Source organism: Pseudoalteromonas sp. BSi20429 (assembly GCF_000238895.1).
GTDB classification, from domain to species: domain Bacteria; phylum Pseudomonadota; class Gammaproteobacteria; order Enterobacterales; family Alteromonadaceae; genus Pseudoalteromonas; species Pseudoalteromonas arctica.
Genome location: NZ_BADV01000052.1, coordinates 47,177 through 60,741, shown reverse-complemented (window position 1 = coordinate 60,741; position 13,565 = coordinate 47,177). Strand labels below are relative to the sequence as shown.

General features: G+C 39.9%; 15 protein-coding genes. 4 read left to right on the top strand and 11 right to left on the bottom strand.

Features of this window, described 5'->3' with window-relative positions; genetic code table 11:
• Positions 1–48: 48 nt before the first annotated feature.
• The 5 genes from P20429_RS20710 to P20429_RS08660 form a co-directional block, all read right to left on the bottom strand.
• Complete coding sequence (locus P20429_RS20710; RefSeq protein WP_007583822.1) at positions 49–225, bottom strand: hypothetical protein; 177 nt, start codon at positions 223–225, stop codon at positions 49–51.
• A gap of 13 nt (positions 226–238) precedes the next feature.
• Positions 239–1,210, bottom strand: coding sequence for an aldo/keto reductase family oxidoreductase (locus tag P20429_RS08645; protein WP_007583820.1), 972 nt, complete (start codon positions 1,208–1,210; stop codon positions 239–241).
• 142 nt (positions 1,211–1,352) lie between these two features.
• The gene (locus P20429_RS08650; protein WP_002961942.1) at positions 1,353–2,483 is read right to left on the bottom strand and encodes a sodium ion-translocating decarboxylase subunit beta; all 1,131 of its coding nucleotides are present in this window, start codon (positions 2,481–2,483) and stop codon (positions 1,353–1,355) included.
• A 13-nt stretch (positions 2,484–2,496) separates the two neighbouring features.
• Entirely contained in the window at positions 2,497–4,278 is a 1,782-nt protein-coding gene (gene oadA, locus P20429_RS08655) for a sodium-extruding oxaloacetate decarboxylase subunit alpha (protein ID WP_007583817.1), read from the bottom strand.
• 11 nt (positions 4,279–4,289) lie between these two features.
• The gene (locus P20429_RS08660; protein WP_007583814.1) at positions 4,290–4,532 is read right to left on the bottom strand and encodes an OadG family protein; all 243 of its coding nucleotides are present in this window, start codon (positions 4,530–4,532) and stop codon (positions 4,290–4,292) included.
• 520 nt (positions 4,533–5,052) lie between these two features.
• Between P20429_RS08660 and P20429_RS20340 the strand changes: the two genes are divergently transcribed.
• The 3 genes from P20429_RS20340 to P20429_RS08675 all read left to right on the top strand — a co-directional run bounded on the left by P20429_RS20340 (position 5,053) and on the right by P20429_RS08675 (position 6,076).
• Positions 5,053–5,226, top strand: coding sequence for a DUF1328 domain-containing protein (locus P20429_RS20340; RefSeq protein WP_002961939.1), 174 nt, complete (start codon positions 5,053–5,055; stop codon positions 5,224–5,226).
• Between the two features lie 58 nt (positions 5,227–5,284).
• On the top strand, positions 5,285–5,476 hold the full coding sequence (locus P20429_RS08670; protein ID WP_007378921.1) for a hypothetical protein: 192 nt from the start codon (positions 5,285–5,287) through the stop codon (positions 5,474–5,476).
• A gap of 132 nt (positions 5,477–5,608) precedes the next feature.
• Positions 5,609–6,076 carry a YcxB family protein gene (locus tag P20429_RS08675; protein ID WP_007583811.1) on the top strand — a complete coding sequence of 156 codons (468 nt, stop codon included), beginning with the start codon at positions 5,609–5,611 and terminating at the stop codon, positions 6,074–6,076.
• Positions 6,077–6,126: 50 nt separating this feature from the next.
• Here P20429_RS08675 and csrA read toward each other — a convergent pair whose 3' ends face one another.
• The 6 genes from csrA to ribA form a co-directional block, all read right to left on the bottom strand.
• Positions 6,127–6,318, bottom strand: a complete 192-nt coding sequence (csrA, locus tag P20429_RS08680) for a carbon storage regulator CsrA (protein ID WP_004587515.1) — start codon at positions 6,316–6,318, stop codon at positions 6,127–6,129.
• A gap of 91 nt (positions 6,319–6,409) precedes the next feature.
• Positions 6,410–7,627, bottom strand: coding sequence for an aspartate kinase (locus tag P20429_RS08685; RefSeq protein ID WP_007583808.1), 1,218 nt, complete (start codon positions 7,625–7,627; stop codon positions 6,410–6,412).
• Between the two features lie 6 nt (positions 7,628–7,633).
• A complete protein-coding gene (gene alaS, locus P20429_RS08690; protein ID WP_007583806.1) occupies positions 7,634–10,234 on the bottom strand; it encodes an alanine--tRNA ligase in 2,601 nt (866 codons plus the stop codon).
• A gap of 19 nt (positions 10,235–10,253) precedes the next feature.
• Positions 10,254–10,706, bottom strand: coding sequence for a regulatory protein RecX (locus tag P20429_RS08695; RefSeq protein ID WP_007583805.1), 453 nt, complete (start codon positions 10,704–10,706; stop codon positions 10,254–10,256).
• Complete coding sequence (locus tag P20429_RS08700; RefSeq protein WP_007378958.1) at positions 10,706–11,494, bottom strand: BPSS1780 family membrane protein; 789 nt, start codon at positions 11,492–11,494, stop codon at positions 10,706–10,708. Before P20429_RS08700 ends, P20429_RS08695 begins: the two co-directional genes overlap by 1 nt.
• A gap of 81 nt (positions 11,495–11,575) precedes the next feature.
• Positions 11,576–12,199: a GTP cyclohydrolase II gene (gene ribA / locus P20429_RS08705; protein WP_007583803.1), complete on the bottom strand. Its 624-nt coding sequence runs from the start codon at positions 12,197–12,199 to the stop codon at positions 11,576–11,578.
• Between the two features lie 249 nt (positions 12,200–12,448).
• Here ribA and P20429_RS08710 point away from each other — a divergent pair, with 249 nt between their 5' ends.
• Positions 12,449–13,564 carry an energy transducer TonB gene (locus tag P20429_RS08710; RefSeq protein WP_007583801.1) on the top strand — a complete coding sequence of 372 codons (1,116 nt, stop codon included), beginning with the start codon at positions 12,449–12,451 and terminating at the stop codon, positions 13,562–13,564.
• The last annotated feature ends 1 nt before the right edge of the window (position 13,565 follow it).

Genomic DNA, 13,565 nt, shown 5'->3' with positions numbered 1-13,565 from the left:
CTTTTTTGTATACGCTATAAACCATTAATACATTAATACATTAATACATTAATACATTAATACATAAATGAGCTGAATCACTAAAGACACCATCACTAATGGCCAAATATATTTACTGTATTTGGTTGCACCGTTGAGCCCTATTTTACTTTGATATTTTTCAAGCAATGGAATAAGTATCGCCAACGCGACAAACAAACCAATTAAAATAACGAATATATTCATATCAATGCCCTTCTTATGGTAGCTCATGGCCTTTAGCGCTTACATAAAGTGCATACCAATGCTCACGAGTTAGCTGTACGTTTACAGCATCACAAGAGGCTTTAATACGCTTGGCATTAGTTGTTCCAATAATCGGCTGAATAGATGCGGGATGGCGCAGTAACCATGCAATGACAATAGCCTCAGCAGACGTATCATAAAGTGCAGCCAGCTTATTAACTAAAAGACTGGTGTTTATATCAGCCTGCGATGCGTTTGATAAATCACTGCCACTGTATAATCCTTGGCATAAACTGCCCCAGCTTTGAATTTGAATTTCAAAATGGCGACAGTACTCAATACTACCGGGCGTAAAATTAAGATCCTTACCGTCACTGTTACCGGCATATACACCTTCATCAACAAACTGATGTTTTTGTAAACTAGCCTCAATTTGATTAGCCACAATCGGCATATCAAGTGCATGCTGTAAAAAATTCATTTGATGTTGCTGCATATTCGATACTGCAAAATTGCGCACTTTACCACTTTCTTTTAAGCAACTAAATATACGAGCAATTTCGTTAACTTCCATGAGTGGATCAGGACGATGCAGCATAAGTACGTCTAAATAGTCTGTATTTAATCGCTTCAAGGATGCTTCAACTGATTGCTCAATCCACTTTGATGAAAAATCATAGCGCTTTGGTCCTAAATCATCTTCAAAACGAATCCCACACTTAGATTGAATATACATGTGCTCTCTAAGCTCTGGTCGCTCGCTTAATGCTTTACCAAAAACCTGCTCCGCTTTACCAAAAGTATAAATATCAGCATGGTCAAAAAAGTTAATGCCACCTTCAATAGCGTTATCTATGCATTCATGAGTTTGCTTAACATGTGCATCAGTGATTGCGTCTTTATTCCAACCGCCTCCCAGACCCATGCATCCGAATACAAGTTTACTAACATGAGGTAAGTGCTTTGCTAAAGGTGTGTGAAGCATGATAACTATCCTTAAAATTTTGAAGAGCTGTTACTGTAAACAAAAAGCGCTGAACAAGAAACCATTTAGCGGTGAACAAATTAAGAACAAAAAAAAGCGCAGTAAACTGCGCTAAATCATTTATTAACTACCACGTTAATTATTAGCCAACAAGTGCTAATAAAATACCCGCAGCAACTGCACTACCAAGTACACCCGCTACGTTGGGTCCCATAGCATGCATAAGTAAAAAGTTATGTGGGTTGCTTTCAAGGCCAACTTTATTAACTACTCGTGCCGCCATTGGCACAGCCGATACACCTGCTGCCCCAATTAATGGGTTTATAGGTGTTTTAGATATACGGTTAAGTCCTTTTGCCATAAATACGCCAGATGCCGTACCAATTGCAAAAGCCAGTGCGCCAAGCACTAAAATACCAATCGTCTCAACAGTTAAAAACTTATCTGCAGCAAGCTTTGAACCTACAGCTAAACCTAAAAATATAGTTGTAACATTGATGATTTCGTTTTGAGCACTGTTACTTAATCTATCAACAACACCCGACTCACGCATTAAGTTACCTAAACAAAACATACCTACAAGCGGTATAGCAGCCGGTAAAAACATAGCCGTTAAGCTAAGCACCATAAGAGGGAAAATAATCTTTTCCTTTTTAGATACTTTGCGAAGCTCTGGCATCTTAATTTTACGTTCTTCTGGGGTTGTTAACGCACGCATAATTGGCGGTTGAATAATTGGTACAAGAGCCATGTATGAATATGCGGCTACCGCTATTGCACCAAGTAAATCAGGTGCCAGTTTTGATGCTAAAAATATTGCTGTTGGCCCATCGGCACCACCAATAATGGCAATAGCTGATGCATCCTGTAGGGTAAACTCAAAACCTGGTACATAATTTAATAATATTGCGCCAAACAAAGTAGCAAAAATACCAAACTGTGCAGCCGCACCTAATAACAACATGCGTGGGTTTGCAATAAGCGCGCTAAAGTCGGTCAGCGCCCCTACTCCCATAAATATTAATAACGGAAAAATCCCCGTATCAATACCCACGTAATAAACGTAATACAAAAGCCCACCTGGGTCTGACAAACCTGCCACTGGTACATTTGTTAAAATTGCACCAAAACCAATAGGTAATAATAATAGTGGTTCAAAGCCTTTAGCTATCGCTAAAAACAGTAATAAACACCCTACCGCAATCATAATTAATGATGGGATTGTAAAGTTAGCAATGCCAGTAGCATTCCAGAGGTTTAAAATACCTTCCATCCTCTATTTACTCCTAAGCTAATGCAATCATAGCGTCGCCGGTAGTTACAGCATCGCCTTCACCAACTAACACTTCAGCAATTGTTCCGGTATGCGTAGCGCGTATTTCAGTTTCCATTTTCATGGCTTCCATAATAATCACTACATCACCTTCGTTAACAACTTGCCCAGCTTTTACCTTAATCTTAAAAATATTACCGGCTAAAGGGGCATTAAGTGTTTCACCTGATGCAACTGAAGCAGACTGAGGAATGTGCTCAGAGTCTTTTAATGTTACTTCTTTTAGCTCACCACCTTGCGCCACTACTACGTCGTAAACTTTACCATCTACTTTTACGCTGTATTGCTCAGCTTTAACGCTACTATTATTTGATCCCGATTTTGGTGCTGCCTTATTGCTCTTATCTTCAACGGTAGGAATAGGCTCAAATGCATCAGGGTTATTACGATTTTTAATAAATTTCAAACCAACCTGCGGAAACAATGCATAAGTTAGTACGTCATCAATTTGCTCATCAGCAAGTGTTAAACCTTGCTCTTGCGCTTCTTTTAATAATTCAGCTTCAAGCGTTGCAAGCTCTGGTGCAATGTTATCTGCAGGGCGACAAGTAATAACCTCTGCTCCATCAAGCACACGCTCTTGTAGCTCTTTATTCATTGGTGCTGGTGTTAAGCCATATTCACCTTTTAATACGCCAGCAGTTTCTTTAGTAATTGTTTTATAACGCTCACCGGTTAGCACGTTAAGTACTGCCTGAGTACCTACAATTTGCGACGTGGGTGTTACTAAAGGTAAAAAACCAAGATCTTCACGTACGCGTGGGATCTCAAGTAAAACTTCATTAAGCTTATCTGCCGCGCCTTGCTCTTTAAGTTGGTTTTCCATGTTTGTAAGCATGCCACCAGGTACTTGAGCGAGTAAAATACGACCATCAACCCCTTTTAAGCTACCTTCAAATGCCGCATATTTTTTACGTACATCTCTAAAGTAAGCAGCAATTTCTTCTAGGTGGTTTAAATCAAGGTCGGTATCGCGCTCAGTTCCTTCAACTATCGATACAATAGTTTCAGTTGCTGTGTGTCCGTAAGTCATACTCATTGATGAAATAGCGGTATCAAGCATATCAATGCCTGCATCAATCGCTTTTTGATAAGTCGCAGTACTTAAACCTGTTGTAGCGTGGCACTGCATAGCAATAGGAACCGATACGGTTTCTTTAAGTGCTTTAATTAGTTTTTCAGCATCGTACGGCTTTAATAAACCCGCCATGTCTTTAATACAAATTGAGTGACAGCCTAAATCTTCTAATTGCTTAGCAAGAGTCAGCCACATATCAAGCGTATGAACAGGACTTACCGTGTACGAAATAGTACCTTGAGCATGCGCGCCTACTTTTATAGCCGCTTTAATCGCTGTTTCTAGGTTACGTACATCGTTCATTGCATCGAAAATACGAAATACGTCAACGCCATTTTTATGTGCGCGTTCTACAAACTTTTCAACTACATCATCAGCGTAATGGCGGTAGCCTAATAGGTTTTGACCGCGTAATAGCATTTGCTGTTTAGTATTAGGCATCGCTTTTTTAAGCGCACGAATACGCTCCCAAGGATCTTCGCCTAAATAACGAATACACGAATCAAATGTAGCACCGCCCCACGATTCAATAGACCAATAACCTGCATCATCTAGCTTGCTAGCAATAGGTAGCATATCGTCTAGGCGCATACGTGTTGCGAGCAATGATTGGTGCGCATCGCGTAATACCAATTCTGTTAATTTTAATTTAGCCATGTGTGTGCCCCTTATTTATTATTTGATTTGTACTGAGCAATGGCAGCACTAATAGCAGCGATGTGCTCATTAGGCACACCTTGAGATTTAAAAGACGGTGATTTAGCTGGTGATGCCTCTGGTTCGCTATAGCGCGTCACCAAATTAGACATAAGCGTTACTGCACCAATTAATATCGACAGAAATACAAACACCCCAACCATACCAGTTAGCATTAAGCTACCAGCCGTTGTGAGTAGAGCACCTATATCCATTTTTCTCCCCCTTGAAACCCATATCGAAAATAAAAAATCGATTTAATTAAATATTTATTCACTGGATAATAACAAAACTAGTCGCTTTGTCTACATCTTGTAAATTGGTAAAACCAATTAAACTATAAACAACATAACACTCAACAAATTTACATGCCATAACCCAGCAATCATGCGCCCTACAATACATACAGAAAATAACGACTATAGCTAATAGTTATATGGAAGTTGTTAATTAACTATTCAACTTAATAAAAATAACCGCCAAATTATTATAATAAGTACAAAAACACACATCAATTGTTAATTGGTCTTACCAAAAACATTATTTTTAGTGAATATTTACCGGTAACTTGTAACAGTGTGAATAACTTACATAACAAAGCGTAAAAATTACTAACTAACTAATAACTAAAAATACAGTTAAAAACCATAACTAGCTGATATAAAACAAAAATAAACTTTGGCATATAACTGGCATTAGTTATTGTGAGCAAATTTAATAACCAAGGAGAAAACAATGTTACGCTGGACAATTACATTTTTAGTTATTGCTTTAATCGCTGCAGTGTTAGGTTTTGGTGGCATCGCAGGTGCCGCAGCTGGTATAGCAAAAATTATATTTTTTATATTTTTAGTACTTTTAGTGATCTCATTAGTTTCAGGTGCACTACGTGGTAAATCACCCAGGTAGATAAAGCATTCAACTAACAAACACTAAAATTTAATTGATACTTACAAGGAATTACATTATGAATTCAACAACTGTAAAAGCAGCACTAATCGGTCTATTCGCAAGTTTCTTCATCATGGGTTGTGAAGACAATCATGCAGAAGACGCAGGCGAACGTATTGACGAAGCAGTAACTGACGTGCAAAACAAAGTAGAAGATGCATGTGAAAATGTTAAAGAAGGCGTAAACGCTGAAGAAACTAACTGTTAATTCTTCTTGTAACGCTAAAAAACGGCCTTAGGGCCGTTTTTTTGTGCCTGTAATAAAATCACTGACTATAAAGCTGCTCATTTAGCGGTTAGCTTGTTAAAATAAAAAAAACGATATTTAAAGCAAGGCAATATGGCATTTACAACAACCTACACACTAGATAAACCTTACTTTTACGAGTGCTTTGACGAGTCACTCCCCTACAGTAAGCGCGCCAAACCTAAGTACTTTTTACTTGTACTCCTCGTTGCGCTTGGTTTATTTGGCATTTATGTTTTAAACGATCATTACTTAGGATCGTTTATGATCATGCTAGGTGTACTAGAGTGCGTCGCTTTTTACTATCGCAGACCTTGGTGGGTAACCAGACAAATGCTCAGCAGAGCGTCAGGCTCTGAGGTAACACTTACCTTTGATGAAGAAGGCATTAAATCGGCTAATCATTACAAAAGCTTTCAGCTAACTTGGCAAGACATAAGCGAAGTAATAGATACTCAGCAAGGTATTATTATTAAAAATAAAAGCGGAATGCAGTACATTTCAAAACAAATACTAACCCCAGAAACACTCGCCTTTATAAACAAAAAAGCCACTCAGTGAGTGGCTTTTTGACTAGTTGAGTTAATTACTCAACTACGTATACGTGTTGATTAAGCATTGCCCGGATTAGGGTTCGACTTTTCAGCTTGTATGCGCATGTAAATCTCTTCACGATGCACTGATACGTCTTTTGGTGCATTAACACCGATTCGAACTTGATTTCCTTTAACACCTAGAACAGTAACTGTTACTTCGTCACCAATCATTAGGGTTTCACCTACTCTACGAGTTAGTATTAGCATTCTCTTGCTCCCATGTTCCAATAAAAATTATAAGATTCCGCTTAAACATACTAATGAAAATTAGACTGAAAAGTAAGTAAAAACTCTCAATCTATCCATTTTCTGTTAAAAATGCTTTGTGTAATGCACGAACTGCCAACTCTAGGTACTTTTCATCTATTAAAACTGAAATTTTGATCTCAGAAGTCGAGACTAAAACCACATTAATATTTTCCTGCGCTAATGCATCAAAAAATAAACTTGCTACACCAGAATGCGATTTCATACCCATTCCAACAGCAGAAACTTTAGCTACTGTTGGTAATCCGCTTATATTTTGAGCACTGAGTTGAGCTTGATCTTCGCTCAATAATTCAAGTGCTTGCAGATAATCATTCGAGTGCACAGTAAAAGCATAGTCTATTTTTTCAAAGATATGATTAACTTGATTAATCATATCTATTTCGATGCCATTATCAGCAAAAAGTTTCAATATTTTTGAAAGATATTGCGTACCGCTTGGCACACCATCTACTTTAATTAAACATTCGTCACGATTAAACGCAATCCCCGATACCACCTTGCTTGGCATATCGTTCTCCTCAAAACTTATTAATGTGCCTTCATCAGGATTAAAACTAGAAAGCACCCTAAGTGGCACATTGTGTCTACCTGCAGCTTCTACCGAGCGAATATGCAAAACTTTTGCGCCTAAACTTGCCAGCTCCAGCATTTCGGCAAAAGTAACTTGGCTCATTCTGCGCGCGTTAGGTTCAACACGAGGATCTGTAGTATATACGCCGTCAACATCTGTATAGATCTGGCATTCGTCGGCTTTTATAGCCGCTGCTATTTCTACAGCCGATGTATCGGTGCCGCCGCGTCCAAGCGTTGTAATATTGCCCTCAATATCACGTCCCTGAAACCCAGCAATAATAGCAATACGATTATGCTCAAGCTCATGCTTTAAGCGCGTAGCAGCAACCTCAGCAATACGAGCTTTACCAAACATGTTGTCGGTTAGAATATTGACTTGATCGGCTAATAAGCTTACAGCTGAATGACCACGTTTGATAATAGCCATAGCAAGCAGTGATACAGAAACCTGCTCTCCGGTGCTAATAAGTACATCTAGTTCACGGCTACTCGGGCGAGTATCAATTTGTTTGGCGAGGTTAATTAAGCGGTTGGTTTCTCCCGACATAGCCGAGAGCACCACAACCACTTGATGTCCTTGTTGTCTGGTTTTAACAACAAGGTCGGCGACTGCTTCAATTCGCTCTATTGAGCCGACCGAAGTGCCACCGAATTTTTGAACAATAAGCGCCACTTAGGCTTAAGTACGCTCAGTTAACCAAGCTGTAACGCTATCTAGTGCAGCAGCAAGATTTTGTGGCTCACTACCACCAGCTTGTGCCATATCTGGACGACCGCCACCTTTACCACCTACTTGACCTGCCATATGGTTAACTAACTCACCGGCTTTTACTTTGCCTGTTAAGTCTTTCGTTACACCGGCAATTAGGCTTACTTTGTCGCCACTGGCAACACCTAGTGCAATAACACCTGAGCCAATCTTGTTTTTAAGGTCATCAACCATACCGCGAAGCGCTTTAGATTCAGTACCTTCAACGTTTGCTACAAGTAGCTTAACGCCATTAATTTCAACAATCGAATCAAGTAAAGACGCGCCCGCCGCACTTGCTAGCTTATCGCTAAGCTGTGCAATTTGCTTTTCAAGGCCTTTAGATTTTTCAAGCAACGCAGTTACTTTTTCAAGTACCGATGCGCTATCGCCTTTAACTAAAGCTGCAACATCGCTAAGTTGTTGCTCTTGCTCGCTAACGTACGCTACAGCATCTGCACCGGTTACCGCTTCAATTCGGCGAACACCTGCGGCAATACCGCTTTCAGATACAATTTTGAATAAACCAATATCGCCAGCGCGCTCAACGTGAGTACCACCACAAAGCTCAATAGAGTAGTCGCCAATAGTAACTACACGTACTTCGTCGTCGTACTTTTCGCCAAACAATGCCATAGCACCTTTCGCTTTAGCATCATCAATAGCCATAAGCTCAGTATTAAGTGCAAAGTTACGACGAATTTCGTCATTAACTACACGCTCAATTTCACGTAGCTCATCTTTAGTAACCGCTTCAAAGTGCGAAAAGTCAAAACGTAAACGATCTGGCTGAACAAGTGAGCCTTTTTGGCCTACATGGTCACCTAATAGTTGGCGTAGTGCTTCGTGTAAAATATGCGTAGCTGTGTGGTTTTTCTTAATGCTGTCGCGGCGCGTATCATCAATAGTTGCGTCAACTTTGTCATTAACACCAATGCGGCCTTGCACAGTACCGTGGTGAGCAAAAGCATTACCAAGCTTAGTGGTATTAGTAACATTAAATTCGCCACCAGCAACTGTAATAGTACCCGAGTCACCCGTTTGGCCGCCTGATTCAGCGTAAAACGGTGTGCGGTCTAGTACTACAATACCTTGTTGACCATCTTCTAATAACTGAACAGCTTCGCCACCGGCAAAAATTTCAATAACGGTCGCGCTATAATGTGTGCTGTCGTAACCTTTAAAGTCAGTGTGTTTATCTGATTTTAATTGGTCATTGTAATCTGCACCAAATTTACCTGCTTGCTGCGCTGTTTTACGTTGTACAGCCATACACTCTTCAAAGCCTTGATGATCAATTGTCATCTGGCGCTCACGCGCAACATCGGCCGTTAAATCAGCTGGGAAACCATACGTATCATAAAGTTTAAATACTAAGTCGCCCGGTATAATATCGCCTTTAAGGTCGCTTAAGCTTTCTTCTAAAATAGCTAAGCCACGCTCAAGTGTTTTACCAAACTGTTCTTCTTCAATGCGTAATACTTTTTCAATAATTTCTTGTTGCTTAGCAAGCTCAGGGTACGCTTGACCCATTTGCTCAATTAGCGCAGCAACTAATTTATAGAAAAACGAACCTTGTGCACCTAACTTGTTACCGTGGCGCACAGCACGACGAATAATACGGCGCAGTACATAACCACGGCCTTCGTTAGATGGCATAACACCGTCTGAGATTAAAAACGCACACGAACGAATATGATCCGCCACTACGCGTAGTGACTTGTCGTCCATGTCTTGTGCATTAGTAACACTTGCAGCAGCAGCAATTAAGCCTTGGAATAAATCGATTTCGTAGTTTGAATGCACGCCCTGCAAAATAGCAGAAATACGCTCAAGGCCCATTCCCGTATCAACAGATTGCTTAGGTAGAGGCAACATTGTACCGTCGCTTTGACGGTTGTATTGCATAAATACAAGGTTCCAAATTTCGATGAAACGGTCGCCGTCTTCCTCAGGAGAGCCCGGAGGACCACCCCAAATATGCTCGCCGTGATCATAAAATATTTCAGAACACGGACCACACGGACCAGTATCGCCCATAGACCAAAAGTTGTCTGAGGTCGCAATACGAATAATACGATCTTCACTTAAGCCAATGTCTTTTGACCAGTACTCAAACGCTTCTTCATCATCGTGATAAATAGTTACTAAAAGTTTTTCTTTAGGTAGGCTTACTACCTCAGTTAAAAACTCCCATGCAAACTTAATCGCGTCTTGCTTAAAGTAATCACCAAAGCTGAAGTTACCTAACATTTCAAAAAATGTATGGTGGCGAGCAGTGTAGCCTACGTTTTCTAAATCGTTATGCTTACCGCCAGCACGTACACAGCGCTGCGAGCTTGTCGCACGTGTATAAGGGCGGCTTTCTGCGCCTAAAAATACATCTTTAAATTGCACCATGCCGGCGTTATTAAATAACAACGTGGCATCGTTACCCGGAATAAGCGAGCTAGAAGGTACTATTTGATGTTGTTTACTGGCAAAAAAGTCTAAAAACTGTTGCCTAATTTGTGCGGTAGTCATGTGCTGCATTTGAAAGTCTCACCTGTATTTACTGTGCTTGCATTGCAAAATTAATTTCATCGTAGCTAAAACCCCGATACATTAAGTAGCGCACGCGCTTAGCTTTATCTTTGTAATCGAGATCGGCCGGTGTATTCGAATATTTTTTATTGTACGCATCCTGCGCAAGCTCAAACCAATCTACTTCAAGCTCTTCAACTACCAATTCAAGTAGCGAACGATCAATCCCTTTGCCCATAGCTTCGCTTTGTATTCGCTTAAGCCCGTGGCATTTAAATATGTGTTTTCTTACAAAGCCTTCACAGTATCGCTGCTCGTTAATAAAATTATGCTTTTCGCACCAATCAAGCAGCGTTTCAATAAACTCTTCTGTCGCTTCTTTTTGCTGTAATTTGAGCGTTAACTCTCGACGCGAATATTCTTGGCGCCCTAGTAACCAAAGTACATAGTTTTTTAGTTTTTGCTTTAATTTATCATCCATTAAGCGTCAAAACGCCCGCTTGTTTCACTGCTAAGTGGCTTAACATTAATGTCGTCACTTGGTGGTACAACAGGCATAAAAATGGCTTGATAAGATACAAAAAAGCTAATGTAGCAAATCGGCATTAAAATCAACAGTGGTAAGAACGATAAGAACATCGAAAGCGCCATAAATAATGCGCAAATAAGGCCAAAAACGCCAAGTGGCAAAATGTTATGATAAAACACCATTAACGATTTTTTAAGCGCCGTTAAAATACGTGTTTCTTTACTAAAATAAACAAGCGGTACAGCATAAGCAAACGCCGTTAAATAAATTAGCATTGCCATAAAAAACAAAATGACATTCGCGCCCGAAATACTCTCAAGCATTTGTTCAAGTGCTACGTTTGGATCTAGTCCTGGTTGGCTCATAACAGCCACTGCATCGGCAAATAAGCCATTAGCAAGTAACGCCATTAAAATGCCCGCACCCATTTGATAAAGTGCTAAACGCAATAACCCTAAGCGATTTCCCTTAGCCGTAAATGGCTTGAGAATATCGGCTAGCATAATTTTTCCGCCCTGCTGCTTACTAAGCACCGCTTGGTAAAACCCTGCGGTTAAAAATGGCGTAGCTAGTGCTGCTACTACTTGCAGCAGCGGTAAAAATAAAGACAGCAGCCCTACAATACCAATAAATAAATGCATAAAAATAAAGGTTGCTGGCTGGGTTTTAAAAATAAGCCATCCGGCTTTTAACCACTTTAGCCCTGCATCGGCTTTAAAAATTCGTAATTGTGTAGACATACTTGCTCTTAATTTAAAACGAAACACGCCAAGTATAACTTGGCGTGAGGGGGTATTAATAGACGAAACGTAATTAAATGATTAAGGTTTTTTAATTTTCTTAATATCTAACATATGCGCGCCATGCTTAATTTTTGTTTCTAGGTACGATTTATTACCCGCAACACCCGCTTTAATGTGCGCATGCGTGCCCACAACCGAGTCAACATTAATACCGGCATCTTTTAATGCGTTAAGCTTTTTAGGATTATTGGTCATTAATTTAACGTGGCTTAAATTAAGCGCATTAAGCATTAATACCGCATCCGAAAAGTCACGTAAATCATCAGCAAAGCCTAAATGATTATTAGCTTCGTAGGTGTTCATACCTTGCGATTGCAGTACGTAAGCATCAATTTTGTTGTATAAACCAATGCCACGGCCTTCTTGGCGTAAATACAATAAAATACCGCCTTGCTCGTGCATCATTTCAATACATTCATTTAGCTGCTCGCCGCAATCACAACGCGATGAGTAAAATACATCACCTGTTAAACACTCTGAATGCATACGAATAAGCGGTACATCTTGCTCTGTATCGGCGTTGTTAAACACCATAGCAATATGTTCTTTGCCATCTTTTAAATCAGTAAATGAGATTATTTCTGCAGGGATATCACTATTTCTGCCAACATTAAGCTGGACTCTTGCTCTTACTTGCGCCACGACAAATCCAAATATTTAAATAACTACGACACGACAATAAAGTGATAATATCACAAAATAGGATAAATACACCGTAGTACAAGACTGTTTATGGCAAATATATGGCGACGACAGGCGTTATTTTCAATGATTGTTAAGCAATAAATTAATACAAATAACAGCCAATGTTATTTACGTTGATTTACCTTAATCAGTGACACTTACGGGCGCGTTTGGTATTTTGTATTTTAAACAACGATAGGGATTATTATGAAACGTCAGCAACTCGCTTTATTTATAGGCTTAAGTTTGTCTGCTTTAAGCGCAACAACTTTAAGCACTACAGCACTTGCCAGCCAAGCAAGCGATCCTCAAACGGTATTTAGCCAAGCATACCAAAGCTATTTAGCAGCAGTTAAAGCAGACAAAAACGTACAACAAACTGCCAAACTTGCTTACACATCAGGTAAAGCCGTTTACGGTAAAAGCGACGACAATACTGCCAACTTAGCTATTAATTACGCTAAAGCAATAAAAGGCTACGGCGATGAGCTAGACGAACAGCGTTTTGCACTCTATAACGAAGCCCATACTATTTTAGCTGCAAACCACGGTAAACTATCAATAGAAACAATTGATGCACTACTCGGCCAAGCTAACTACACAACATCAGCTTACAAAGCAGCTAACTTTTTAGAACAAGTAATAGATATAGCTAAAACACAAAATAAGCCTAAATTTGTAGCCGACATGAAACTAGAAGCGGCATCACTGCTTGCTAAAAAGTTTAGCTCTAAAAAATATCGCGAAGCGAAAAACTACCTAGAAGAAGCCGACGAATACTACCGTGAAAATCTGCCTAGTAGCTCGGTAGAGCAAATTAAAGCTAATTTTTTAATAGCCGCATTTGCCGAAGGTAGTAAAAAATATAACCGAGCAATTGAGCGCTTAAACAACATAGTTACCGCGTTTGACGATAACTTAAAATACGATCACAGTGCTGAGCTAACCGCTCACTCTAAACTTGTAGGTCTGTACGAAAAACAAGGCAAAAGCGAAGAAGCAACTAAACATTGCCTCGCTATCGCTCAAATGGTGCCATGGAAAGAATCGCAAGAGCAAACACCACTCTATCGTGTTAATCCTAAATACCCAGTACACAAAGCTAGATTTAGTACCGATGGTAGCGTTGTTATGGAGTTTGAGGTAGACGCAGCTGGCTTTGTAAAAAACCCAAAAGTACTTAGCTCTGAAGGCGGCAGCGCATTTGAAAAGTCAGCCAAAGCAGCGCTTGAGCAATGGCGTTACGCGCCAAAGTTTGAAAATGGTAAACCTGTTAGCGCTATTTCTCAGGTACAGCTCGACTTTAAAATTAACCGCCACTAAA